Genomic DNA, 23,243 nt, shown 5'->3' on the forward strand with positions numbered 1-23,243 from the left:
CCGCCAACTTCTGGCCGGATAGTCCGTATGGGTAGGGCGCGCTGCGAGTCTTTGGCAGAGTATGGGTATTCCCGTCGGCGCGTCCGCGCGCCGGCGCCACCCCGACATACGCCAGGCGGCCCCGATGAAACCCGAACGCATTCCGCTCGACTATCCCTGCGGCCCGGCCCCGGAACCGGGCGCCAGCCGCGAGATCGCGCCAGGCGTGCACTGGCTGCGCATGCCGCTGCCGCTGAGCCTGGACCACATCAACCTGTGGGCGGTGGAGGATGGCGACGGCTGGGCGCTGTTCGACACCGGCATGCGCACCCAGGCCACCCTCGACGCCTGGCGCGCGTTGCTGGCTCCCGGCGGCGCCCTGGGCGGGCGGCGGCCGACGCGGCTGTTCGTCACCCATATGCACCCGGACCACGTCGGCCTGGCCGGCTGGCTGGCCCGCGAGCACGGCGCCGAGCTCTGGATGACCTTCGGCGAGTACATGAACTGCCGCGTGCTGGTCGCCGACAGCGATCGCGAGGCACCGCCCGAAGGCGTCGACTTCTATCGCCGCGCCGGCTGGGACGAGGCGGCCATTGCCCAGTACCGCGCGCGCTTCGGCGGCTTCGGCAAGTACATCGCGCCGTTGCCGGAGAGCTACCGGCGCCTGCGTGACGGCGAGCGCATCCGCATCGGCGGGCATGACTGGCGGGTGGTGGTGGGCGCCGGGCATTCGCCGGAGCACGCCAGCTTCCACTGCGCCGAGCTGGGCCTGCTGGTCGCCGGCGACCAGGTGTTGCCGCGCATCTCGCCGAACGTCTCGGTGTTCCCCACGGAGCCTGCGGCGGACCCGTTGGGCCAGTGGCTGGAAGCCCTGGCCAAGGTGCGCCGCGAGGTGCCCGACGACGTGCTGGTGCTGCCGGCCCACAACGAACCCTTCCAGCCGCTGCACGCGCGCCTGGAGCATCTGGAGCGCGGCCACCTGCGCGCCCTGGAGCGCCTGCAGGAGCTGCTGGCGGAAGGCTCGAAGCGCGCCATCGACCTGTTCGGCGCGCTCTTCGCCCGGCGCATCGACGCCGACCTGCTGCCGCTGGCCACCGGCGAATGCCTGGCCAACCTCAACTACCTGGTGCAGCGCGGCCAGGTGCTGGCCGAGGAAGACGGGCAGGGGGTGGCCTGGTATCGCCTGGCCGGGGCGGGCGCCTGAGGCGGCCTCGGCGGGCCGACCAGGGGGCCGCATGAGCAGGACTATCAGGCAAAAAAAACACAGGATCAGGCAAGTCGAAAATTCCCCGGCGGCAGGATACTGAGCGGCACTCCAGCCCCTGGTGCAAAGGGCTGGAGCCCGGCCCGGCAACGTGGCCGGGGGCATCGCCCGACGGCCTTCAACCCCGTCGGCCGGCGCCGATCCGGCAAGGATCGCCGCCTTGCAAGCGCGGTTGCGGACAAGCGTCCGTAGCGTCATTCCTGCCAAGGTTCCGTGTCGATGAAAGCCTAGGCGGCGTTCCGCCTGTATTACTGGATTCTCACCATGCTCGGTCTGGTTCGGATTGCCCTGGCACGCCCCTACACCTTCGTCGTGCTCGCCCTGCTGATTCTGCTGATCGGCCCGCTGGCCGCGCTGCGCACGCCGACGGACATCTTCCCGGAAATCCGCATCCCGGTGATCAGCGTGGTCTGGCAATACACCGGGCTGCCGGCCGACCAGATGTCCGGGCGCATCACCTCGACCTACGAGCGGGTGCTGACCACCACGGTCAACGACGTCGAGCACATCGAGGCGGAATCCATCGCCGGCTTCGGCCTGGTGAAGATCTTCTTCCAGCCCTCGGTGAACATCTCCACGGCCAACGCCCAGGTCACCGCGGTCTCGCAGACCCTGCTCAAGCAGCTGCCGCCGGGCATCACGCCGCCGCTGATCCTCAACTACAACGCCTCCACCGTGCCGATCCTGCAACTGGCGCTGTCCGGCAAGGGCCTCAGCGAGCAGAACCTCGGCGACCTCGGCCTGAACACCATCCGCCCGTCGCTGACCTCGGTGGCCGGCGCCTCGATCCCGTTCCCGTTCGGCGGCAAGACCCGCCAGGTGATGATCGACATCGATCCCGACGCCCTCCAGGCCCACGACCTCTCCGCCCAGGACGTGGCCAACGCGCTGGCCGAGCAGAACCTGATCGTCCCGGTGGGCACGCAGAAGATCGGCAGCTACGAGTACACCCTGCAGCTGAACAACGCACCGACGGACATCCAGGCCCTGGGTGACCTGCCGGTGAAGAGCGTCAACGGCACCACCCTGTACATCCGCGACCTGGCCAGCGTGCGCGACGGCAACCCGCCGCAGAGCAACATCGTCCACGTCAACGGCAACCGCTCGGTGCTGATGACGGTGATGAAGATCGGCGCCACCTCGACCCTGGCCATCGTCGACGGGGTCAAGCAGAAGATGGCCGACATCCGCCCGATCCTGCCGCCGGAGCTGGACGTGGCGCCGATCGGAGACCAGTCGCTGTTCGTCCGCGCGGCCATCAGCGGGGTGGTCCACGAGGGCGCCATCGCCGCGCTGCTGACCAGCCTGATGATCCTGCTGTTCCTCGGCAGCTGGCGTTCCACGGTGATCATCGCGATCTCCATCCCGCTGGCGGTGCTCGGCTCGATCATCGCCCTGGCGGCATTCGGCGAGACCCTCAACATCATGACCCTCGGCGGCCTGGCGCTGGCGGTGGGGATCCTGGTTGACGACGCCACCGTGACCATCGAGAACATCAACTGGCACCTGGAGCACGGCAAGCCGGTGGAGCAGGCGATCATGGACGGCGCGCGGCAGATCGTGACCCCGGCGTTCGTCTCGCTGCTGTGCATCTGCATCGTCTTCGTGCCGATGTTCTTCCTCAACGGCGTGGCCCGCTACCTGTTCGTGCCGATGGCCGAGGCGGTGATCTTCGCCATGGTCTCGTCGTTCATCCTGTCGCGCACCCTGGTGCCGACCATGGCCAAGTACCTGCTCCAGCCGCACGCCGGCAAGCCGGCCCCGAACCACGCCCTGGCCCGCTTCCAGCGCGCCTTCGAGGGGCGTTTCGAGCGGGTGAGGGCGGTCTACCACGGCACCCTCGACCTGGCCCTGGCGCATCGCCGGCCGTTCGTCGTCGGCTTCCTGGCGTTCATCGCCGCGTCCTTCCTGCTGGTGCCCATGCTCGGCCGCGACTTCTTCCCCTCGGTGGACGCCGGGCAGATCCTCATGCACGTGCGCGCCCCGGTCGGCACGCGGGTGGAGGACAGCGCCGTGCTGTTCGCCGACATCGAGCAGGAAATCCAGCGGCTGATCCCGCCGGCCGAACTGGGCACGGTGGTGGACAACATCGGCGTGCCGGTCAGCGGCATCAACCTGACCTACAACAACACCGGCACCATCGGCTCCTGGGATGGCGACATCCAGCTCGCCCTGAAGGAAGGCCACCGGCCCACCGCCGAGTACGTCCGGCTACTGCGCGAGCGCCTGCCGCAGGCCTTCCCCGGCGCGACCTTTTCCTTCCCGCCGGCGGACATCGTCAGCCAGATCCTCAACTTCGGTTCGCCGGCGCCGGTCGACGTGCAGATTCGCGGGCCGAACCTGGCGGCCAACTTCGACCACGCCAACCGCTTGCTCCGCGATATCCGCCGGATACCCGGGGTGGCCGACGCGCGCATCCAGGAATCCCAGGCCAACCCGAGTTTCGCGATCAACGTCGACCGCACCCAGGCGCGTCTGCTCGGCATCACCCCGCGCGACGTCACCAACAGCCTGGTGGTCAACCTCGCCGGCTCCAGCCAGGTGGCCCCGACCTACTGGCTGAACCCGGCGAACAACGTGTCCTACCCGATCGTCATGCAGACCCCGCAATACGCCCTGGACTCGCTCTCGGCGCTGCGCAGCTTGCCGGTGCGCGGCGCCGGCGGCGTCGAGCCGCAGCTGCTCGGCGGCCTGGCCAGCCTGAACCGCGGCAGCGCCAACGCGGTGGTCAACCAGTACAACATCGTGCCGGTGGTGCAGATCTTCGCCGCCACCCAGGGCCGCGACCTCGGCGCCGTGGCCGCGGACATCCAGAAGGTCATCGACGCCCACGCCGGGGAGCTGGCCAAGGGCAGCAGCGTGGCCCTGCTGGGCCAGGTCGACACCATGAACCGCGCCTTCGGCGGGCTGCTCTTCGGCCTGCTCGGCGCGGCGCTGCTGATCTACCTGCTGATCGTGGTCAACTTCCAGTCCTGGGCCGACCCCTTCGTGATCATCACCGCGCTGCCGGCGGCCTTGGCCGGCATCGTCTGGATGCTCTTCGCCACCCACACCAGCCTGTCGGTGCCGGCGCTGACCGGGGCGATCATGTGCATGGGCGTGGCCACCGCCAACTCGATCCTGGTGGTGAGCTTCTGCCGTGAACGCCTGGCCGAGCACGGCGACGCCCTGCGCGCGGCGCTGGAAGGCGGCTACACGCGCTTCCGCCCGGTGCTGATGACCGCCCTGGCGATGATCATCGGCATGGCGCCGATGGCCCTGGGCCTGGGCGAGGGCGGCGAACAGAACGCCCCGCTGGGCCGCGCGGTGATCGGCGGCCTGTTGTTCGCCACCGTGGCCACGCTGCTGTTCGTTCCCGTGGTCTTCTCCATCATCCATGCCAGGGATGGCCGCGCCGTCGCGCCGACGGCCCTCCCGGAGGTTCCCCATGTCAGTTGAGCACGCCTCGCCCTCCGCGCTTCCCCCGGTCCGGCGCCCACGGGTGCGCCTGGCGCTGCTGATCGGCCTGGCGGCGTTCGCCGCCGTGGTGGTGGCCGGCGTCGGCACCCGGGTGGTCGAGGGCCGCGCGCTGGAGCAGTGGACCCAGGCGCGCGCCGTGCCCAGCGTGGCCCTGGCGGCGGCTGACCTCGGCCAGGCCGAGGCCCCGCTGGAACTGCCCGGACGCCTGGAGGCGCAGGTCCACGCGCCGATCTACGCGCGTACCAGCGGCTACCTGAAGCGCTGGAGCAAGGACATCGGCGCAACGGTCAAGGCCGGCGAGCTGCTCGCCGAGATCGAAACCCCCGACCTCGACCAGCAACTGCTGCAGGCTCGCGCCGACCTGGCCAGCGCCAAGGCCAGCGCGGCCCTGGCGGCAACCACGGCGAAACGCTGGCAGGGCCTGCAGGGCTCGGACTCGGTGGCCCGGCAGGAAGTCGACGAGAAGGTCGGCGACTACGCCACCAAGCAGGCCCTGGCCAAGGCGGCCCAGGCCAACGTCGACCGCATCCTCGCGCTCAAGGCCTACGCGCGCATCCTCGCGCCCTTCGACGGCACCCTGACCGCGCGCAACACCGACGTCGGCGCGCTGATCAACGCCGGCAGCGACGGCGCGGCGCTGTTCGAGGTTTCCGACACGCGCAAGCTGCGCGTCTATGTGCGCGTGCCGCAGGCCTTCGCGCCCCTGATCCGCCCCGGCGACAGCGCCCGCCTGACGGTGCCGGAATACGCCGGCCGCAGCTTCCCGGCCAAGGTCGAGGCCGACGCGCGGAAGATCGCCGCGGGTTCCGGCAGCACCCTGGTCCAGCTGCTGGTCGACAACCAGGACGGCAGCCTGCTGCCCGGCGGCTACGCCAGCGTCGCCTTCGACCTCTCTCGCGACGCGCGCGGCCGGCGCCTGCCGGCCAGCGCGCTGATCTTCGACAGCCGCGGCATGCGCGTGGCCACCGTGGACGCCAAGGACCAGGTGCGCTTCAAGACCGTGAGCATCCGCCGCGACTTCGGTGCCAGCGTGGAGATCGGCAGTGGCCTGGAGGCCGACGCACGGGTCATCTCCAGCCCGCCGGACGGCCTGCTCGAAGGCGACCCGGTGCGCATCGCCGGCGCCGCTGACGGAGCCCCGAAGCCATGAGGCGCCAGGCGGGCTACGCCGCGTTGCTCGCCGGCCTGCTGCTGGGGGGCTGTTCCCTGGCGCCGGCCTACAAGGCGCCCGAAGTGCCGTTGGCCGCGCAGTACAGGAACGCCGGTCCCTGGACGCCGGCGCGGCCGGCCGACCAGTTGCCTCGCGAAGGCTGGTGGCAGCTGTATGGCGACGCCCAGCTCGACCAGCTCGAACAGCGCCTGCTGCAGCGCAACGCCAGCCTGGAAGCGGCCCTGGCGCACTACCAGCAGTCGCGCGCGCTGCTCGCCCAGGTGCGCTCGGACCTGTTTCCACACCTGGCCCTGGGCGGCAGCGCGCTGCGCAACCGCCAGTCCGACACCCGCCCGTTGCGCGGCGCCGACTCGCCGTCCTGGTACAACGCCGCGACCCTCGGCGCGACGGCGGGCTACGAAGTCGACCTGTGGGGGCGGGTGAGCAACGCCGTGGCGGCCGGCAGCGCCGAAGAGCAGGCCGCCGCCGCCGACCTGGCCTCGGTGCGCCTGAGCCTGGAGGCGCAACTGGCCGACAGCTACCTGGCGCTGCTTGGCCTGGACCGCCAGCTGGAGCTGTTGCGCGAGAGCGTCGCGGCCTACGAGCACGCCCTGCGCATGACCCAGACCCTGCACGGCGCCGGCATCGTCTCCGGGCTGGACACCAGCCGCGCGCAGACCCAGCTGTCCTCGGCGCGCTCGTTGCAGGGGCAGATCCAGGGCCAGCGCGAACTGCTGGAACACGCCATCGCCGTGCTGGTCGGCGAGTCGGCCTCGAGCTTCAGCCTGGCGGCGCTGTCGACCCTGCCGCCGGTGCCGGCGATCCCGCCGGGGGTACCTTCGACCCTGCTGCAGCGGCGCCCGGACATCGCCGCCGCCGAACGCCGCGTGGCCGAGGCCAACGCGCAGATCGGCGTGGCCCGCGCGGCCTGGTTCCCGGCGCTGACCCTGGGCGTCCAGGGCGGTTTCCAGAGTGACACCTACGGCGGCCTGCTGACGGCATCCAACCTGTTCTGGGCGATCGGCCCGGCCCTGGCGGTGGACCTGTTCGATGGCGGCCGCCGCGAGGCCGTGGTGGAGCAGGCGCGCGCCGCCACCGACGAAGCCGGGGCGAAGTACCGGGACGTGGTGCTGGCGGCTTTCCAGCAGGTGGAGGACAGCCAGTCGCTGCTGATCGAGCAGGGCGCGGCACTGGTCGATCAGGCCGCCGCGGCCGACGCTGCGCAGCACACCCTGGACATGTCCCTGGACCGCTACAAGCAAGGCGCGGTGAGCTACCTCGACGTGACCGTGGCGCAGACCGCGGCGCTGCAGGCGCAGATGAGCCTGCTCGACCTGCAGAGCCGCCAGTTGCGTGCCAGCGTGCAGTTGGTGCGCGCCCTCGGCGGTGGCTGGTCGGTGCCGCAGGCCACCGCGCAAGGCGCCGCCGCGGCGGGAGACGGAGGAGCCTGAAGGTCGGCGCCTGGAACTTCTTGCAAAACCTTTTTCGCCGCCGAAGCGCCGCCTCTAGGTAAAAACCTTAGGCGGCGCAAGGCTTTCGCCTAGTCCCTTGCTGTTTCCCTGGATACCGCCGTGCTGCCATGCGGGCCAACCTTTTCCCGGTCGGCCGCCGGCCAGGCGCGTCCCGCCGGCGTCCGACGCCTCCGGAAAACAACAAGAGACTCCGCCATGCCCCGACTGACCCGCACGCCTTCGCTTCGCGCCGGCTCCCGTTCGAGGAGTCGCCCATGACGACTCCAGTGAGCATTTCCGTTCGCCCCCGGCGCCAGGCCTACGAGTGGTACGTGGTATCGCTGTGCATGGTCGCCTACATCTTCTCCTTCATCGACCGGCAGATCCTGGCGCTGATGATCGAGCCGATAAAGGCCGACCTGGGCCTGAGCGACACCCAGTTCAGCCTGCTCCACGGCCTGGCCTTCTCGCTGTTCTACGCGGTGATGGGCTGGCCCATCGCCTACCTGGCCGACCGCTACTCGCGGCCGAAGATCATCGCCCTCGGCGTGGTGTTCTGGAGCCTGGCCACCGCGGCTTGCGGGCTGTCGAAGAACTTCCTGCAGATGTTCCTCGCGCGCATCGGCGTCGGCGTGGGCGAGGCGGCGCTGTCGCCGGCGGCCTACTCGATGTTCAGCGACCTGTTCCCGAAGGAGAAGCTCGGCCGCGCGGTGGCCGTGTACTCCATCGGTTCCTTCGTTGGTGGCGGCCTGGCGTTCCTGGTCGGCGGCTACGTCATCGACCTGCTCAAGGACACCCGGGCCCTGAGCCTGCCGTTGCTGGGCGAGGTCAAGGCCTGGCAGCTGACCTTCTTCATCGTCGGCCTGCCCGGCGCGCTGGTCGGCCTGCTGATCTGGCTGACCGTGCGCGACCCGCAGCGCCGGGGCCTGAGCCACGACGCCAGTGGCCAGGCGAAAGCCCCGGCGGCGGGCGACGGCGTGCGCTTCCTCGGCCGCCACAAGGCGACCTTCGCCTGCCTGTACCTGGGCTTTTCGTTCTACGCCATGGCGTTGTACGCGATGCTCAGCTGGACCCCGGCGTTGTACATGCGCAAGCACGGCCTGGACCCGGTGGGCACCGGCTACACCCTTGGCGCGATACTGTTGCTGGCGAACACCACCGGGGTGTACTGCGGTGGCTGGCTGACCGACCTGCTGGCCCGGCGCGGCCACGGCGACGCCGCCATGCGCGCCGGGTTGATAGGCGCCCTCGGCATGCTCGTGCCGGTCAGCCTGTTCGCGCTGGTCGAGCCGCTGTGGCTGTCCCTGGCGCTGCTGGTGCCGGCGATGTTCTTCGCCTCCTTCCCCATGCCTGCCTCCACAGCGGCCATGCAGCACCTGGCGCCGAACCAGGTGCGCGCCCAGGTTTCGGCGATCTTCCTGCTGGTCAGCAACCTGCTCGCCGTCGGCCTGGGCACCACCCTGGTGGCGCTGATCACCGACCGCGCGTTCGGCGACCCGCAGGCGGTCGGCGGGTCCATCGCGATAGTCGCCAGCTGCGCCTCCTCGCTGAGCGTCCTGTTGTTGTGGAAAGGCTGCGCCAGCTTCCGCGCCAGCCTCGCCCGCGAAGGCGCGCAGGCCGCCTGAACCCCTGGCGGCCAATGGTTGGCCGCCAACCCACGGAGAACCACCGATGCACATCACCGTACTGGGCGGCGGCCATGGCTGCTACGCCGCCGCCGTCGAAATGGCCGAGCGCGGCCACCGCACCTGCCTCTGGCGCCGCGACGCCGAGGCCCTGCGCGAGCTGCGGCAACTGGGCTGCCTGAAGGTGCGCGACTATCGCGGCGAGCGTGAGCTGGCCATTGGCGAACCGGCCCTGCTGCGCCTGGAAGACGACCTGGGCGAGGCGGTCCGCGATGCCGAGCTGATCGTCATCCCGCTGCCGGCGACCACCCACCTGGACCTGGCCCGCCAGTTGGCTCCGCACCTGCGCGACGGCCAGGTGCTGTTCCTGCCGCCGGGCACCTTCGGCAGCTATGTCTTCGCCAGGGCCCTGGCCGACTCCGGCAACGCCGCCGAGGTGGCCTTCGCCGAGACCGGCACGCTGCCGTACCTGGTGCGCAAGCACGGTCCCGCCGAGCTGGTGATCAGCTGCTACGCGACGCGCCTGCCCACCGGCGTGCTGCCCAGCCGCCTGGCCGAACGCGCCTTCGCCGTGCTGCGCGAGGCCTACCCGGCGGTGGAGCCGGTCGAGGACGCCCTGAGCGGCGCGCTGATGAACGCCGGCCCGGTGATCCACCCGCCGCTGATCCTGATGAACGCCGGCCCCCTGGAGCACTTCCCGGCCTGGGACATCCACAACGAAGGGACCCAGCCGGCGATCCGCCGGGTGACCAGCCGGCTCGACGCCGAGCGCATCGCCGTGCGCGAGGCGTTGGGCTACGCCGCGCCGCACTTTCCCCTTGCCGACCACTACGACACGACTGCCGGCGAAGAGTGGATGTACGGTCGCGGCGCCCACGGCAAGCTGACCGACAGCGGCGACTGGCGCGAAGACATCGACCTCAAGGCCCACCGCTACATGCTCGAAGATACCCGCCTGGGCCTGTCGCTGCTGGTTTCGCTGGGCCGCTGGGCCGGGGTGCCGACGCCCATCGCCGCGGGCCTGCTGAGTATCGCCTCGGCGGTGGCCGAGCGTGACCTCTACGCCGAAGGCCGCACGCTGGAGAACCTCGGCCTGGCTGGCTTGAGCCGCGAGGAAATGGCCGGGGTGCTGCGCGAGGGTTGCCGATGAACGCGCTGCCCGAGGCCGTTGCGGTGGTCGGCGCCGGGCGCATGGGCGAGGGCATCGCCCTGGCCTTCGCCCAGGCTGGTGTCGCCGTCGAACTCATCGATATCAAGGCGCGCGAGCCGGCGCAGCGCGAGGACTACTTCGAGCGCGTGCGCGCCAATCTGCGCGGCCAGCTGGACCTGCTGCGACAACTGGGCCTGCTGGACACCGGGCAGGCCGAGGCGGTGTTGCGCCGCGTCGTCCTGACCGGGTGCGACGGCGCTGCACTGCAGGACTGCCCGCTGGTCTTCGAGGCGGTGCCGGAAGTGCTGGCGACCAAGCGCGAGACCTTCGCCTGGCTGGGCACCCGGCTGCCGGCCACGGCGCTGATTGCCTCGACCACCTCGACCTTCCTGGTGACCGAGCTGGCCAGCATGGTCGAGCGGCCGCAGCGCTTCCTCAACGCCCACTGGCTGAACCCTGCGCAACTGATGCCGCTGGTGGAGGTCAGCCACGCCGCCGACGGCGACCCACAGGCAGTGGCCTGGCTGATGGACGTGCTGCGCGCCATCGGCAAGGTGCCGGTGCGCTGTGCGCCATCGGCCGGCTACATAGTGCCGCGCATCCAGGCCCTGGCGATGAACGAGGCGGCGCGCCTGGTGGAAGAGGGCGTGGCCAGCGCCGAGGACGTAGACACGGCGGTCCGCGTTGGCTTCGGCCTGCGCTTCTCGACCCTGGGCCTGCTGGAGTTCATCGACTGGGGCGGTGGCGACATCCTCCACTACGCCTCGCGCTACCTGGCCGCAGCGCTGGACCCGCGCTTCGCGGCGCCTGCGGTGATCGAGGCGAACATGCGCGAGGGGCGCAACGGCCTGCGCGACGGGGAGGGCTTCTACGATTACGCGGGGGTGGACGTGGAGGCCTACAAGGCCAGGCGCATGGGCGAGCTGGTCGAACGCCTGCGCCTGGCCGGGCTGCTGCCGAAGGTGGCGTAGGGCGTTATCCGCCGTTACCCGTCGGGCCCGGCCGCGTCGACCAACGGCGGATAACCGCGAACGGTTATCCGCCCTACGCGCAGCGACGGAAAAGGCGGGCGGTGGCGTTAGGCGGGCGTCACCTCGCGGCCCGCCAGGAAGCGGCCGAAGCCTTGCTCCTTGCCCAGTTCCTCGACGAACCCGGTCTCGCGCCGGTAGGCCACGCGGCCGTTGATCACGGTGGCTTCCACCGCCGCGTCGTTGCGCTTGACCAGGCGCACCAGGCCGAGATTTTCCATCGGCGCCTCGCTCACCTCGTCCAGCTCGTCGGTCAGCCCCTCGGGGTCGATGATCGCCAGGTCGGCGCGGTCGCCCACGCGCAGGTAGCCGGCGTCGAGCCCGGCGAAGTCGGCCAGCTCGCCGGTCAGGCGGCGCACCGCGCGGGCGGCGTCCATGAACGGCTGGCCGGCCAGTTCGGCGTCGCGCACGTACTTGAGGAAGCGCAGCGGGAAGTTGTACTGCGCGTGGGACGCCAGGTGCGCGCCGGAGTCGGCGAAGCCCGGCTGGGTCCAGGGGCTGGCCAGCAGCTTGCCCATCACCTGCGGGCGATGGTTGCCGTAGCAGGTGGTCCACTTCAGCGCGTTGCGGTACTGGCTGGCGAGGTCGAAGAAGGCGTCCACCGCGTCCTTGCCCTGTTGCCGGCCAATATCCTCGAAGTTGCGCCCGACCAGGCTCGCGTCCGGGCACTCGCGCACCCAGCAGTCGGACAGCCGGCGGTGCCACAGGCCGAGGCTGAGGGTGGCCTTGATGTCCTTGCGGAAGCGTTCGCGGAACGCCGGTTCCTCGATGCGCGCGTAGAGCTCTTCGGGGTCCTTGATGTCGCGCAGCACTTCGCCGGCGCCGAATTCCTCGAAGCCGTTCATGTTCAGGCCCTCGATGCGCACCACGAAGGGCGCCGGCAGCGTCTGCCAGCGGAAGCGCCCGCGCAGCACGCGGTTGGCCAGCCAGCCGGAGGCGCGGGTGATGCGGTGCATGAACGGCTGCGACTTGAGGTCCAGGGCGGTGAGCATGCTGCACTTGAGCGGCTCGCGGAACCAGCCGTGGGCCTGCCAGAGGAAGGCGAACACGTTGATCTTGGTCACCGCGTTGGGCGCGCCCTGCATCAGCGCGCCGCGCCGGCGCAGCACGGCGAACAGGCGCGAGAACTCCTTCCAGCTGGCGAAGGTGGAGGGCAGCGGGCTGGACCAGGCGCGCTCGCCGTCCATCTTGTCGAGCCGCGTGGTCATCACCGAGAGGCCGAAGCAGCCGGCGTCCAGCGCCTCGTTGAGCAACTGCTCCATGCGCTGCAGCTCGGCCTCGGTGGGCTTGGCGCCGCTGGTGGCGCGCTCCAGGCCCATCACCGCCACGCGCAGTTCGGAGTGGCCGAGGAACGAGCACAGGTTCGGCCCCAGCGGCAGCTGCTCGTAGAAGGCGCGGTAGCCGGCGGCGTCGCGCCAGGTGCGCTTGTCGCGCAGGATCGGCAGCACCACCTCGCGCGGCACGGCCTCGACGCGGGTGAACAGGTCGGAGCAGTCCTCGGCCTCGCCCAGCACCATGCTGATCGAGCAGGAGCCCAGGGCCACCGTGGTCACGCCGTGGCGCACCGATTCCTTCAGCGCCGGCGCGGCAATCACCTCGGCGTCGTAGTGCGAGTGGATCTCCAGGAAGCCGGGGGTCACCCACTTGCCGGTGGCGTCGATCACCTGCGGGCAGCCGCTCTCGTCCAGCGGCGAAGCGCTCAGGGTGTCCACGCGGCCGGCGCGGATGCCCAGGTGGCGCGGCACGCCGGGAGCGCCACTGCCGTCGAAGTACAGACCATTGCGGATGATGATGTCGTAGTTCACAGGAGGCTCCAGGGGGCCAGCAGGAGGGTGCCGCTGAGCAGTAGCAGGAGGTGGATGGCGAGGCGGAAGTGCCGCTCGGCGCAACGCCGGTGGAGGATTTCGCCCAGCCACAGGCCGACCGGCAGCAGCGGCGCGTAGGCCAGCACCTGGGGCAGCGCCGGGCGCAGGCGGCCGTCGAGCAGGAAGGCCAGGGTCAGCAGGCCGTTAAGGCTGCACCAGACGCACACCAGGGTGGCGCGCAGGCGCGACTTGTCCAGCGGCTGGCCGGCCAGGGCGTAGACCAGCAGCGGCCCGCCGGAGGCGAACAGGCCCTGGCAGACGCCGGCGGCGCCGGTGGCCAGGCGCATCAGCCAGGTCGGCACCTCGCCGCGCGGCGTGCCGTGCAGGCCGCGGTGCAGTTCGCGCAGGGCGAACCAGAGGATCAGCAGGCCGAAGCCGCGCTTGAGCAACTGCGGGTCCAGCCAGGGCAGCAGCAGGTAGCCGACGATCATCCCCAGCAGCATGCCTGGCAGCAGGGTGGCCAGCAGCAGGCGCCATTGCACCAGGCGCCGATGGCGCCAGGCCAGGTAGCTGGTGAGGCCGACGTTCAGCGGTACCAGCACCGGCAGCAGCTGCTCGATGGGCAACAGCAGCGCGCCGAGGGACAGCGCCACCACCACGCTGCCGAAGCCGGTGACCGCCTCCAGGGTGTAGGCCAGCAGGATGAAGCCGCCGAGCGCCGCGTGGACCATCATCGGCTCAGCGCGCCGGAACGGCGGCGCCCATGGGCGCGCGGCGCGACCAGAACAGCGCCAGGCCGAGACCGGTGACCAGTTGCCAGCAGCCCCAGAACGCGGCGATCAGCAGCATGCCGCCGGCCTCGGGGAAGAAGGTGAGGATCAGCGCCATGCCCAGCGCCGAGTTGTGGATGCCGCTTTCCAGGGTCACCGCGCGCACGTCGGCCTCGCCCAGCCGGCAGGCCCGCGCACACAGGTAGCCCATGCCGAGGGCGGCGCCGTTGAGCAGCAGCACCAGCCAGAAGAACAGGTGAAAGTACTCGATGAACTGCTGGTAGTTCTTCACGAAGGCCATGGCCACGAAGGCCGCCAGCACCAGCAGCGAGAACACCCGCATGGGCTTTTCCAGGCGCCGCGCCAGGCTCGGCCGGCGGCGGCCGAGGGCCATGCCGGCGAGCATCGGCAGCAGCAGGACCAGCACCACGGTGCTCAGCAGCTCCAGCGGGTCGACGTGGATCTGCGTCAGCAGCGCGCGGGTCTCCGGCGCCAGGCTGGCGTAGAAGGCGAAGTTGAACGGGGTGAAGAAACCGGCGGAAAGCCCGGACACCGCCGTGACGCTGGCCGACACCGCGACGTTGCCGCGCGCAAGCCAAGTCATCACGTTGGAGAAGCTGCCGCTCGGGCAGGTCGCCACCAGCAGCATGCCCAGGGCCAGCTGCGGGTCGATCGGCAGCAGGTTGGCCAGCAGGCAGGCGCCGGCCGGCAGCAGCAGGAACTGGATGAACATGCCGATGGCCGGGGCCTTGGGCGCGCGGAGGATGCGCGTGAAGTCCTCGCGGCGCAGCTCCAGGGAGACGCCGAACATCATCAGGGCGATGATGACGTTGAGCGCCAGCATCGAGGCGCCGGCGAATTCCAGGTGAATGGTGGGCATCAGCGCGCCTCCCGGGAGGGGGCGCGGCACGGTTTGCAAGGCATGCGCGGCTCGTTTGTCTTTCTACTTGTAATGAGCAAGGATACGCGCCCGGCGCGCCGTATTGATGGCTCAAACAGGACTTTCTTCCGGTTAATTCAGGACCATGCCCAACACCCCCTCGATCACCGTCCACTACACCCAGGGCCTGCTCCAGGCCGCCGCGCGCCTGGGCCTGGAAGCGCCCGCCGAACTGCGCGAGCCGGGCCACGAGGCGCGCATTCCGCTGGCGCGCCAGGACGAGCTGTGGGAGTGGCTGTGCGCGGCCAGCGCCGACCCGCTGGTCGGCCTGCGCCTGGGCTGCGCGCTGCAGGTGGGCCACCTGGACATGGTCGGCGCGCTGCTGATGAGCTGCGAGACCTTCGGCGAGGCCCTGGAGGCGCTGCTGGAGTACTACCCGATCATCGCCGAGGGCAGCGAGTTCGTGCTGCGCCACGAGGCCGGGCGGGTGACCTTGGCCTACCTGCCGAGCTACCGCGCGCGCCGCGAGGAGCGGGTGGAGACGGTGCTGGCCAGCCTGGTGCGGCTGACCGCCTGGATCACCGGCGAGCGCGTGCGCCCGCAGGCGCTGGGCCTGGCCCACGCGGCGCGTGGCGCGGGTGACGCCTATCGCGAACTGCTCGGCCTGCTGCCGGCCTTCGGCGCCGCCGAGGACGGCCTGAGCTTCGCCAGCGCCGACCTGGAGGTGCCGCTGATCCAGGCCAACGCACCGATGCGCGAGCACCTGCGCCAGCTGGCCGACGCCCAGCTCCAGCGCTTGGGCGCGCAGAGCCTGGCGGCGCGGGTGCAAACCCTGCTGCGCGAGCACCCGCAGTGGGGCAAGGAACGCGTCGCCGACGGCTTCGGCCTCAGCGGCCGGCACCTGAACCGGCGCCTGGCCGAGGAAGGCAGCAGCTTCAAGTTGCTGCGCGAGCGGGTCCTGCACGGCATGGCCGAGCAGCAACTGCGCGGCCCGGCGCGGGTGGCGGAAGTGGCCGAACGCCTCGGTTTCTCCGACGAGAGCGCCTTCGCCAAGGCCTTCCGCCGCTGGAGCGGCATGACGCCGGGGCAGTTCCGCCAGCAGGCTGGCGGAACCCCGTAACCGGCTCGCTCAATAGCCTGCCTGGCTACGCAGGCGCTCGCCGGCGATCACGATCTTGCGCTGGCGGTGCTCGCCCTGGGTGGGGTTGAAGGTCTGCAGCTCGATGCGCTTGCGGAAGCAGTCTACCTGGTCTTCCTGCAGCGGCCCCTCGACGGTCGCCAGGTCGCGGCGGATGCGTTCGATGAAGCTGTTCAGCCGGCTCGGGTCGCGCCACTCGTTGGCCGGAATCGCCCAGGTCATCAGCAGCCGGCGGCTGTCGTGGGCGCGCAGCTTCAGCAGCAGGCCGCCGTCCGGGCGGCGCTGGCAGTCGACGCGGTAGTCGTTGAGTTGTTCGACGAGTTGCTCGGTGGTCAGGCTGCGGTCGCTAGGCATGGTGCTCTCCCTGTGTGTCGTGGTGGCGATGGGATACTCGTTGCAGCATGCGTTCCAGCTTGGGTGGAATATCTTCTTCTTTAATATCAGTCGGTTATGGGTTCCGCCGGAAGGGGTTGCCGTGCAATTTGCATGATGGCGCAGATCGCGCACTGCACACTGCATGGTGGCGGAGGTGAGGGTGGTGGGGTCGCGAGCAAGCTCGCTCCTACGAAAAGCCGATCGTGCCTGTAGGAGCGAGCTTGCTCGCGAACCGGGTGGTCAATGCTGCTCGTCGATCACGCCTTCCTGGTGCGCGGCGGACAGGTGCGGTTCCTGGCCGCTGTCCACCGGGTCGAGTTCCAGCAGTTCTTCGAGTTCGTCGGCTTCCCTGGTCACCACCGGGTCGGGGTGCGGGGTATCCAGCGGGGTTTTCATCGGCACGCTCCTGGGCCGGCGCCGGTGGCGTCCGGGTTGCCTCGTTGACACGCGGTCGGGCCGCCCGGCCATTTTCGCGCGAAATGGCGTGCCGGGCGGATGAGCTGAGGAACGGTAAGGGAAGGGCGGCCGCTAGAAGCCGCTGACTCGTCGGTGGCCCGGCTCGTCCAGGTGCATGCCGAAGGCCAGCATGAAGAACTCGGCGAGCTGTTCGTCGAGCACCTCCACGTCCAGCGAGGCCAGGTGCGCGGCGAGCTGGCGCATGCGCTGGCCGTGGGCGGCGTACTGCTCGTGGACCAGGCCTTGCAGCTCGGTGTCGGCGACTATGCGGTAGAAGCTCGGTTGCTGGCCGTCGCCCAGGCGGGCGAACAGGCAGAGTTGCAGGTGATCGTCTTCGTCCACCAGCAGCTCGACCTGGCAGTCCAGGCCGCGGTCGCGGGCGAAGCGACTGGCTTCCTCGAAGGCGGGCAGGGCCTTCTGCAGGACGTGGGTTTCAAAGGTGAAGAGGAAATCCTCCTCCGCGGGCCCCGAGGCCCTGGGTGCAGAGTCGTACATGCCGGCGGCTCCTGTGCGGGGGGAAGGAAACACGCGAACGGACCACATGAACCGGCTCGGTCGATGGACCGGGCCGGACGACAAAGCCCATCACACTTGCCTGACGCCGATCTGTCAATGAATTCCCCGGCATATGCGCCGGCGGGCAAATAGCCTTTGGTTCGAAGGCGCGACGCTTCAGGCGTCGCGCGTCAGCTGGAAACGGCACACTTGGCCGCCGCGCAGCATGCATTCGGCATGGCGCACCTGGGCGCCGCCGAGCCGGCCGATCAGCGCCAGGTCCAGTTCGCAGACTTCCGGGTGACGGCTGGCCAGGTGATGGAACACGCAGTTGTGCGCGACGATTTCCGGCTCGCCGGCGCTGCGGAAGAACACCTGCGCCTCGTAGCCGGAAGCGTTCATGTGCTCGACGATGCGCGCCTCGTCCACCGGGGCCCTCTCCAGCCCCTCGGCGAGGCGCGCGCCGAGGCCGCGCAGCAGTTCCTGCAACGAAGCGGGGCCGATGAGCGCGGCGATTTCGCCGATCAGCAGGTCGGCCAGCAGCTGGTACTGCCGGGGAAACAGCTCGCGGCCACGCGGGCTCAGCTGGTAGAGCTGTTCCGGACGCCGCCCGGTGGGGCGCAGCGGGCCGCGCAGCACCAGGGCGTCGCGTTCCAGCGCCGCCAGGTGCTGGCGCACGGCGGTGCGGGTCACCGCCAGCTGCTCGGCCAGCTCGTCGATGCTCATGCCCTGCGCGTGGTAGAGCAGGGCGCCGAGCAGCTCCTGCTGGGTGCGGCCCAATCCTTGAAGCATGCGGCTACCTCGCGGCGAATTTGTCGGGGAACTGCTTGACCAGGGCGCTGGCCAGGGCGTCGGAGAGCATCAGGATGTGCGCGCGCATGGCCTGCCAGGTCCTGGCTTCGCCAGCGTAGTCGTGGGCGGCCAACTGGTCGATCTGCGCGATGTGCTGGGCGCCGTGGGCACCGAGCATGCCCAGCAGGTCGTTTTCCGGCAGGTTGGGGTTGGCCGTGGCGAGGAAGCGGGCGATGGCCGCCGCGTTGCTCTGCAGCTCGCCGACGGCGGCCTTGCGCCCGGCGGCGTCCTTGGCCACGCTGGCGTCGCTGTAGTGGCGCACCGCACCCCAGTGCCCGGCCAGCAGCGTGAGCAGTTGGTCGGCCGCCGGCTGGCCATAGAGCGGGGCGATGCTGTTGGCGATGGCCGTGGCGTTGGCCACCACCTGCTCGGCGGCGACCTTGGCCTGGCGGCTGTCGCCGGCCTGGTTGGCCTGGGCGTAGTCGCGTATCCAGAAGATGTGTTCCAGCCACAGCTCGCGCAGGGCCAGGCGCGTGTCCAGCGCGGTGGCGGCCGAGGGCGCATTGGCGGCGAAGGTCGGGGTAGACAGGGCGGGAGCGATGGCGAGGGTGCTGAGTCCGAGGAAGAGCAGTGTCCTGACGTTCATGGCGGGTGCCTCTTGCAGGTCGATCACACTACAAGGGCAATTTCAGCATATTTAAATGCCAATATTGTTTTTGCCGACCGAAGGTCACCCCCGCGCCCTTGGCGCAGGCCCCGTCGGACGCAGTATGCTGCGCGCTTTCCGTTCGCCTGCGAGCCGTCATGATCGACTTCCACAACGTCACCGCCTTCCAGCAGCAGACCCGCGTGCTCGACGGCTTCTCCCTGCACATCGGCGCCGGCGAGAAGGTCGCCATCCTCGGCCCCAACGGCGCCGGCAAGAGCACCCTGCTCAAGCTCATCAGCCGCGAGCTGTACCCGGTGGAGCGCGAGGACAGCCACCTGCGCCTGTTCGGCAGCGACACCGTCAACCTCTGGGAGCTGCGCAGCCGCATCGGTTTCATCTCCCAGGACCTGCAGGACGACTACACGCCCTACGCCCAGGCGCTGGACGTGGTGGTGTCCGGCTTCTTCGGCTCGATCGGCGCCCACGGTCACCTGCAGCCCAGCGACGAGCAACTGCGCCAGGCCCGCGAACTGCTGGCGGTGGTGGAGATGCAGGGCCACGAGCGGACCATGTTCCAGCGCCTGTCCACCGGCCAGAAGCGCCGCCTGCTGCTGGCCCGCGCGCTGGTGCACCAGCCGCTGGCGCTGATCCTCGACGAGCCGGCCAACGGCCTCGACATGGGCGCCAGCCTGGGCATGCTGCGCCTGTTGCGGCGCTTCTGCGGCGCCGAGCACGCGATGATCATCACCACCCACCATATCGACGAGGTGATCCCGGAGATCGAGCGGGTGGTGCTGATCGACGGCGGGCGCATCGTCGCCGACGGGCCCAAGGCCGAGGTGCTGACCAGCGAGCGGCTGTCGGCGCTGTACCAGACCGAGCTGCGCATCAGCGAGCAGGACGGCTGGTACCGCTGCTGGCACGCCTGAGCCGCGCCGCCTAGAGCGGCGCGGTGCGGGTCAGCTGTTCCAGCAGTTCGAGGTCGGTGTTCATCCCCGAGGTCTCGCGGATGCGCGCGAGGATGGTCTTCTTCAGGTCGAGGAAGGCCGGGTCGAGCTTCATGTCCTGGTTGCGCTCGGCCGGCAGCGGCACCTCGTAGATGCTGTCGATGCGCCCCGGTCGCGGCGCCATCAGCACCACCCGGCCGCCGAGGTAGATGGCTTCCTCGACGTCGTGGGTGACGAACAGGATGGTGCTCTTCTCCAGGCGGTGCACGTGGCGGATCAGATCGTGCATCACCTCGCGGGTCTGCGCGTCGAGGGCGCCGAAGGGCTCGTCCATCAGCAGGATCTGCGGCTTGGGCAGCAACGCGCGGGCGATCGCCACGCGCTGCTGCATGCCGCCGGAGAGCTGGTTCGGGTAGGCGTTGGCGAAGGCCGCCAGGCCCATCAGGTTGAGCAGGGCGTCGGCGCGGCCGCTGGCCACCTCGACGTCGGCGTCGCCGCGCACGGTGTCGGACACCACCTTCAGCCGGCGGCAGAACTTGATGTTCTCCATCACCCGCAGCCAGGGGTAGAGGCTGTAGTGCTGGAACACCATCGCGCGGTCGATGCCGGGGCCGCTGATGGCGCGGCCATCGACCAGTATCTGCCCGCCACTGTGGCGCTCCAGGCCGCCGATGCTGCGCAGCAGGGTCGACTTGCCGCAGCCGGAGGCGCCGACGAAGGTGATGAACTCGTTCTCGCGGATGTCCAGGTTGACCTCCTGCAGGGCCTGGACCTGGCGGCCGCCGTCGCTGAACACCTTGGCCAGGTTGCGGATGCGGATTTTCGCGTCGTGCATGGGGCTCACCTCTTCAACCAGGGGAAGGCCGCGCGGCCGAGCCAGCGGAACGCCTGGTCGGTGAGCAGGCCGATGACGCCGATCAGCAGGATGCCGGCGAAGATCTTGTCGGTTTGCATGTAGCGCTGGGCCTTGAGGATGGCGTAGCCCAGGCCCGAGTTGGCGGCCACCAGTTCGGCCACCACCAGGTAGGTCCAGGCCCAGCCGCAGGTGATGCGCAGGGTGTCGAGCAGGGCCGGGCGGGCCGAGGGCAGGATCACCAGCTTGACGATTTCCGCGCGCGAGGCGCCCATGGTCTGCGCCGCCTCGATCTGCGCCATGGGGACGCGGCGGACGTCCTCGGCGACCATCAGGACCATCTGGAAGAAGGTCCCGATGAAGATGATCAGCACCTTGGAGCCCTCGTCGATGCCGACCCAGAGCATCACCAGCGGGATGAAGGCCACCGCCGGCATGTAGCGGATGAAGTCGGTGAGCGGTTCGAGGAAGGCCTGCACCGGGCGGTAGGTGCCGATGTACAGGCCGATCGGCAGGGCGAACAGGGCCGAGGCGAGGAAGCCGGCCATGACCCGCCAGACGCTGATGCCGATATCGCCGAGCAGGCCTTCGTCGCTCCACCAGTGGGCGACGCGGGCGAGCACGGCGTCGGGGCCGGGGAAGAACATCGGGTTGCTCAGGCCGAGGGCGGCGCAGGCCCACCACAGCAGCAGCGGCAGCAGCAGCCCGGCGACGGCCAGGCTCCAGGCGGCGGCGCGCGGCAGGTCGCCACGGATGCGCCACCAGCTGGCGCGCGGCGGCGCCTCGGCGGGCGTTTCGGGAAGCACCTGGTGGGCGGTCATGGGCGTACCTCCGAAGTCGGCGTGGGTTCGCTGGCGGCCTTCCAGCCGCCGGCCGGCGGCAGCGCGCCGAGCTGGGCGAAGGCGCTGCAGCCGAACAGCTCGGCCGGGCGGTCGGGGTCGGCGGCGGCCGGCAGCAGCGCCTGGCCGACGCGCGCGGGCAGGGTCGACAGCTCGATGCGCCAGGGCGTGGCGCCGCCGTCGTGACGGCCGAAGGACAGCTCGAAGTCGAGCCAGCCGGCGTCGGCCTCGGCCAGTTCGGCGAGGCTGGCGCGCGCCGGCGGGGTGCGTGCGCGGTCGGCGGCGAACAGGAAGCAGTCGCCGGCCAGCAGCAGGCAGCCTTGGCGGCCATCGGCGCCGCGCAGCCAGGTACCCCAGTTGCGCCCGAGGGATTCCGGCAGGCGCTCCCAGACTTCGTGGTAGCTGCCGTCGAGGCCGTCTTCCAGCAGCCGCTCCGGGGTCTCGAAGCGCATGCGGCCGATGTCCAGTTCGCCGCTGGCGGGCTGGAAGTCGATCACCCGGTGCCACTGGCAGCGCTCGCCGGTCACTTCGGTGACCCCGGCGAACCCGGCCTGGGTGGCCAGGGCGGCGGCGCCGGCGGGCGCCGGCAGGGGAATCCGCAGGTCGGCGAACAGACGCGCGGTCTGCAGCCAGTAGACCCGCGTGCGGGTGTCGCGGCGGCCGTCGGTGGTGCTCAGCAGGGTGCGTTGCCAGACCCCCAGGTAGGATTCGGGAACCGGATTCATGCGACCTCCCATTCGGTCAGCAGGCTGTGGCTGTCGAGTACGCGGCCGAACAGGCCGCCTTCCACCTCTACCATGGCCAGCGCCGCCGCGTGCAGTTCCGGGTAGGCGGAGCCGCAGGCGTCGCCCACCAGGGTGCAGGCGAAGCCCAGGTCCACGGCGTGGCGCAGGGTGGAGCTGACGCAGACCTCGGTGGTCACCCCGCACAGCGCCAGCCGGTCGACCCCGGCGTTGCGCAGCAGCAGCTCCAGGTCGGTGTGGGCGAAGGCGCTGTAGCCGGGCTTGTCGATCACCGGTTCGCCGGCCAGCGGCTGGAGCTCATCGATCAGGTCGTGGCCGAACTCGCCGCGCACCAGCAGGCGCCCCAGCGGGCCGGGCTGGCCGATGGGCGCGCCGGCCTGCTCGGCGCGGCGGCGCTTGCTCGCCGGCAGGTCGGTGAGGTCCGGCCGGTGGCCTTCGCGGGTGTGCAGCACGAGCAGGCCGCGGGCGCGGGCGCCGTCGAGCAGGCGGCGGATCGCCGGGATGGGCGCGCGCAGCCGGGTGATGTCCAGCCCGGCCTGGTCGGCGTAGCCGCCCGGCGCGCAGAAGTCGCGCTGCATGTCGATGACGATCAGTGCGCCGCTCATGCCGGGAACTCGGTGCGGATGGCGGCGGCGATGCCCTCGCAGATATCGGCGGCCATGCGCGCGCCTTTTTCGGCACTGGAGCCGCGCGCCGAGGACAGCACGCCGGAGGGCGGCACCCACTCGGTGCGCGGCGGGTAGAGGTCGTAGGGCGGGAAGTCCGCCGGGCCGTCGTCGGGGATCAGGTCCAGGCGCACCAGCTGCGGCAGGTAGTGCAGCATCAGCGAGGTTTCGATGACCGCCGCGTGCTCCAGCGCGAAGCCGGGGAAGCCGTCGGGGAACACCGCGTCGAGGGTGGCCTGGCTGCAGAAGTCCCAGTGCTCCAGGCGCATCACCCGCAGCGGGTGGCCGTCGCCGAGCTCGCGCAGGGCCAGCTGGATGCCCTCGGTGAGGAACCACTGGTTCTCGTAGTGGCCGTCCACCAGCACCAGGCGGGTGACGCCGTGGCGGGCGAACTCGCGCACCGCGTCGCGCACCAGCGCCACCAGGGTCTGGCCGTCGAGGCTGGTGGTGCCGCAGAAATGCTGGCCGCCGCCGCACTTGGGCTGCGACTTGTAGCCGTAGGACAGCGCCGGGGCCACCAGGCCGCCGCCCAGGCGCGCGGCGACGTCCTCGGCGATGGCGCTGGCCAGCAGGGCGTCGGTGCCCAGCGGCAGGTGCGGGCCGTGCTGTTCGGTGGCGCCACAGGGCAGCAGCACCACGGGGGCGTCCTGGCGAACGCGACGGGCGTATTCGACCCAGCTGAGCTGGTCCATGCGAACGATGGTCACGGGCGTACCTCACTGAAGGGGTT

General features: G+C 70.5%; 22 protein-coding genes. 9 read left to right on the forward strand and 13 right to left on the reverse strand.

Annotated features, from left to right (window positions below; translation table 11 throughout):
* The first annotated feature begins 124 nt into the window (after positions 1–124).
* The 7 genes from P3W75_RS09685 (at position 125) to P3W75_RS09715 (ending at position 11,049) form a co-directional block, all read left to right on the forward strand.
* Entirely contained in the window at positions 125–1,183 is a 1,059-nt protein-coding gene (locus tag P3W75_RS09685) for an MBL fold metallo-hydrolase (RefSeq protein WP_276227159.1), read from the forward strand.
* 324 nt (positions 1,184–1,507) lie between these two features.
* Entirely contained in the window at positions 1,508–4,681 is a 3,174-nt protein-coding gene (locus P3W75_RS09690; protein ID WP_276227160.1) for an efflux RND transporter permease subunit, read from the forward strand.
* Positions 4,671–5,852: an efflux RND transporter periplasmic adaptor subunit gene (locus tag P3W75_RS09695; RefSeq protein WP_276227161.1), complete on the forward strand. Its 1,182-nt coding sequence runs from the start codon at positions 4,671–4,673 to the stop codon at positions 5,850–5,852. Before P3W75_RS09690 ends, P3W75_RS09695 begins: the two co-directional genes overlap by 11 nt.
* Positions 5,849–7,303, forward strand: coding sequence for an efflux transporter outer membrane subunit (locus P3W75_RS09700; RefSeq protein WP_276227162.1), 1,455 nt, complete (start codon positions 5,849–5,851; stop codon positions 7,301–7,303). The genes P3W75_RS09695 and P3W75_RS09700 overlap by 4 nt, the downstream gene beginning before the upstream one ends.
* Positions 7,304–7,578: 275 nt before the next feature.
* Positions 7,579–8,928 (forward strand): spinster family MFS transporter, encoded by a 1,350-nt coding sequence (locus tag P3W75_RS09705; protein ID WP_276227163.1) that lies wholly within the window; start codon positions 7,579–7,581, stop codon positions 8,926–8,928.
* A 46-nt stretch (positions 8,929–8,974) separates the two neighbouring features.
* A complete protein-coding gene (locus P3W75_RS09710; protein WP_276227164.1) occupies positions 8,975–10,078 on the forward strand; it encodes an NAD/NADP-dependent octopine/nopaline dehydrogenase family protein in 1,104 nt (367 codons plus the stop codon).
* Positions 10,075–11,049 (forward strand): 3-hydroxybutyryl-CoA dehydrogenase, encoded by a 975-nt coding sequence (locus P3W75_RS09715; RefSeq protein ID WP_276227165.1) that lies wholly within the window; start codon positions 10,075–10,077, stop codon positions 11,047–11,049. The genes P3W75_RS09710 and P3W75_RS09715 overlap by 4 nt, the downstream gene beginning before the upstream one ends.
* A 107-nt stretch (positions 11,050–11,156) precedes the next feature.
* Here P3W75_RS09715 and P3W75_RS09720 read toward each other — a convergent pair whose 3' ends face one another.
* From P3W75_RS09720 to P3W75_RS09730, 3 genes are read right to left on the reverse strand one after another with little or no spacing between them, the layout of a single operon-like run.
* Complete coding sequence (locus P3W75_RS09720) at positions 11,157–12,911, reverse strand: N-acyl-D-amino-acid deacylase family protein (protein WP_276227166.1); 1,755 nt, start codon at positions 12,909–12,911, stop codon at positions 11,157–11,159.
* Positions 12,908–13,645: a sulfite exporter TauE/SafE family protein gene (locus P3W75_RS09725; RefSeq protein ID WP_276227167.1), complete on the reverse strand. Its 738-nt coding sequence runs from the start codon at positions 13,643–13,645 to the stop codon at positions 12,908–12,910. Before P3W75_RS09725 ends, P3W75_RS09720 begins: the two co-directional genes overlap by 4 nt.
* 4 nt (positions 13,646–13,649) lie before the next feature.
* Positions 13,650–14,561, reverse strand: a complete 912-nt coding sequence (locus P3W75_RS09730; RefSeq protein WP_276227168.1) for a bile acid:sodium symporter family protein — start codon at positions 14,559–14,561, stop codon at positions 13,650–13,652.
* Positions 14,562–14,706: 145 nt separating this feature from the next.
* On the opposite strand from P3W75_RS09730, the gene P3W75_RS09735 reads away from it, so the two are divergent.
* Positions 14,707–15,681, forward strand: a complete 975-nt coding sequence (locus P3W75_RS09735; RefSeq protein ID WP_276227169.1) for an AraC family transcriptional regulator — start codon at positions 14,707–14,709, stop codon at positions 15,679–15,681.
* 9 nt (positions 15,682–15,690) lie between these two features.
* On the opposite strand, the gene P3W75_RS09740 is transcribed toward P3W75_RS09735, so the two are convergent.
* The 5 genes from P3W75_RS09740 to P3W75_RS09760 all read right to left on the reverse strand — a co-directional run bounded on the left by P3W75_RS09740 (position 15,691) and on the right by P3W75_RS09760 (position 18,463).
* Positions 15,691–16,053, reverse strand: a complete 363-nt coding sequence (locus P3W75_RS09740) for a DUF3509 domain-containing protein (RefSeq protein WP_276227170.1) — start codon at positions 16,051–16,053, stop codon at positions 15,691–15,693.
* Between the two features lie 261 nt (positions 16,054–16,314).
* Positions 16,315–16,470: a hypothetical protein gene (locus tag P3W75_RS09745; RefSeq protein ID WP_276227171.1), complete on the reverse strand. Its 156-nt coding sequence runs from the start codon at positions 16,468–16,470 to the stop codon at positions 16,315–16,317.
* Between the two features lie 132 nt (positions 16,471–16,602).
* On the reverse strand, positions 16,603–17,025 hold the full coding sequence (locus P3W75_RS09750; RefSeq protein ID WP_276227172.1) for a hypothetical protein: 423 nt from the start codon (positions 17,023–17,025) through the stop codon (positions 16,603–16,605).
* 177 nt (positions 17,026–17,202) lie between these two features.
* Complete coding sequence (locus P3W75_RS09755) at positions 17,203–17,817, reverse strand: helix-turn-helix transcriptional regulator (RefSeq protein ID WP_276227173.1); 615 nt, start codon at positions 17,815–17,817, stop codon at positions 17,203–17,205.
* Between the two features lie 4 nt (positions 17,818–17,821).
* Positions 17,822–18,463 (reverse strand): hypothetical protein, encoded by a 642-nt coding sequence (locus P3W75_RS09760; protein WP_276227174.1) that lies wholly within the window; start codon positions 18,461–18,463, stop codon positions 17,822–17,824.
* 158 nt (positions 18,464–18,621) lie between these two features.
* On the opposite strand from P3W75_RS09760, the gene P3W75_RS09765 reads away from it, so the two are divergent.
* Entirely contained in the window at positions 18,622–19,395 is a 774-nt protein-coding gene (locus P3W75_RS09765; RefSeq protein ID WP_276227175.1) for an ABC transporter ATP-binding protein, read from the forward strand.
* A 10-nt stretch (positions 19,396–19,405) separates the two neighbouring features.
* Here P3W75_RS09765 and P3W75_RS09770 read toward each other — a convergent pair whose 3' ends face one another.
* From P3W75_RS09770 to P3W75_RS09790, 5 genes are read right to left on the reverse strand one after another with little or no spacing between them, the layout of a single operon-like run.
* Entirely contained in the window at positions 19,406–20,248 is an 843-nt protein-coding gene (locus P3W75_RS09770) for an ABC transporter ATP-binding protein (protein WP_276227176.1), read from the reverse strand.
* Positions 20,249–20,253: 5 nt separating this feature from the next.
* Positions 20,254–21,087 (reverse strand): ABC transporter permease, encoded by an 834-nt coding sequence (locus tag P3W75_RS09775; RefSeq protein WP_276227177.1) that lies wholly within the window; start codon positions 21,085–21,087, stop codon positions 20,254–20,256.
* Positions 21,084–21,830 carry a hypothetical protein gene (locus tag P3W75_RS09780; protein ID WP_276227178.1) on the reverse strand — a complete coding sequence of 249 codons (747 nt, stop codon included), beginning with the start codon at positions 21,828–21,830 and terminating at the stop codon, positions 21,084–21,086. Before P3W75_RS09780 ends, P3W75_RS09775 begins: the two co-directional genes overlap by 4 nt.
* A complete protein-coding gene (locus P3W75_RS09785) occupies positions 21,827–22,453 on the reverse strand; it encodes a cysteine hydrolase family protein (protein WP_276227179.1) in 627 nt (208 codons plus the stop codon). Before P3W75_RS09785 ends, P3W75_RS09780 begins: the two co-directional genes overlap by 4 nt.
* A complete protein-coding gene (locus P3W75_RS09790; protein WP_276227180.1) occupies positions 22,450–23,205 on the reverse strand; it encodes a creatininase in 756 nt (251 codons plus the stop codon). The genes P3W75_RS09785 and P3W75_RS09790 overlap by 4 nt, the downstream gene beginning before the upstream one ends.
* Positions 23,206–23,243 lie beyond the last annotated feature (38 nt).

The organism is Pseudomonas citronellolis, assembly GCF_029335315.1.
Classification (GTDB): Bacteria; Pseudomonadota; Gammaproteobacteria; order Pseudomonadales; family Pseudomonadaceae; genus Pseudomonas; species Pseudomonas citronellolis_A.

Excerpts from the sequence above, each read along its gene's own strand:
- P3W75_RS09710 (WP_276227164.1), top strand. The coding sequence starts at position 8,975 with ATGCACATCACCGTACTGGGCGGCGGCCATGGCTGCTACGCCGCCGCC.
- P3W75_RS09750 (WP_276227172.1), bottom strand. The coding sequence starts at position 17,025 with ATGTACGACTCTGCACCCAGGGCCTCGGGGCCCGCGGAGGAGGATTTC.
- P3W75_RS09715 (WP_276227165.1), top strand. The coding sequence starts at position 10,075 with ATGAACGCGCTGCCCGAGGCCGTTGCGGTGGTCGGCGCCGGGCGCATG.
- P3W75_RS09725 (WP_276227167.1), bottom strand. The coding sequence starts at position 13,645 with ATGATGGTCCACGCGGCGCTCGGCGGCTTCATCCTGCTGGCCTACACC.
- P3W75_RS09735 (WP_276227169.1), top strand. The coding sequence starts at position 14,707 with ATGCCCAACACCCCCTCGATCACCGTCCACTACACCCAGGGCCTGCTC.
- P3W75_RS09770 (WP_276227176.1), bottom strand. The coding sequence starts at position 20,248 with ATGCACGACGCGAAAATCCGCATCCGCAACCTGGCCAAGGTGTTCAGC.
- P3W75_RS09685 (WP_276227159.1), top strand. The coding sequence starts at position 125 with ATGAAACCCGAACGCATTCCGCTCGACTATCCCTGCGGCCCGGCCCCG.
- P3W75_RS09695 (WP_276227161.1), top strand. The coding sequence starts at position 4,671 with ATGTCAGTTGAGCACGCCTCGCCCTCCGCGCTTCCCCCGGTCCGGCGC.
- P3W75_RS09745 (WP_276227171.1), bottom strand. The coding sequence starts at position 16,470 with ATGAAAACCCCGCTGGATACCCCGCACCCCGACCCGGTGGTGACCAGG.
- P3W75_RS09730 (WP_276227168.1), bottom strand. The coding sequence starts at position 14,561 with ATGCCCACCATTCACCTGGAATTCGCCGGCGCCTCGATGCTGGCGCTC.
- P3W75_RS09705 (WP_276227163.1), top strand. The coding sequence starts at position 7,579 with ATGACGACTCCAGTGAGCATTTCCGTTCGCCCCCGGCGCCAGGCCTAC.
- P3W75_RS09690 (WP_276227160.1), top strand. The coding sequence starts at position 1,508 with ATGCTCGGTCTGGTTCGGATTGCCCTGGCACGCCCCTACACCTTCGTC.
- P3W75_RS09780 (WP_276227178.1), bottom strand. The coding sequence starts at position 21,830 with ATGAATCCGGTTCCCGAATCCTACCTGGGGGTCTGGCAACGCACCCTG.
- P3W75_RS09765 (WP_276227175.1), top strand. The coding sequence starts at position 18,622 with ATGATCGACTTCCACAACGTCACCGCCTTCCAGCAGCAGACCCGCGTG.
- P3W75_RS09775 (WP_276227177.1), bottom strand. The coding sequence starts at position 21,087 with ATGACCGCCCACCAGGTGCTTCCCGAAACGCCCGCCGAGGCGCCGCCG.
- P3W75_RS09700 (WP_276227162.1), top strand. The coding sequence starts at position 5,849 with ATGAGGCGCCAGGCGGGCTACGCCGCGTTGCTCGCCGGCCTGCTGCTG.
- P3W75_RS09760 (WP_276227174.1), bottom strand. The coding sequence starts at position 18,463 with ATGAACGTCAGGACACTGCTCTTCCTCGGACTCAGCACCCTCGCCATC.
- P3W75_RS09785 (WP_276227179.1), bottom strand. The coding sequence starts at position 22,453 with ATGAGCGGCGCACTGATCGTCATCGACATGCAGCGCGACTTCTGCGCG.
- P3W75_RS09755 (WP_276227173.1), bottom strand. The coding sequence starts at position 17,817 with ATGCTTCAAGGATTGGGCCGCACCCAGCAGGAGCTGCTCGGCGCCCTG.
- P3W75_RS09740 (WP_276227170.1), bottom strand. The coding sequence starts at position 16,053 with ATGCCTAGCGACCGCAGCCTGACCACCGAGCAACTCGTCGAACAACTC.
- P3W75_RS09790 (WP_276227180.1), bottom strand. The coding sequence starts at position 23,205 with ATGGACCAGCTCAGCTGGGTCGAATACGCCCGTCGCGTTCGCCAGGAC.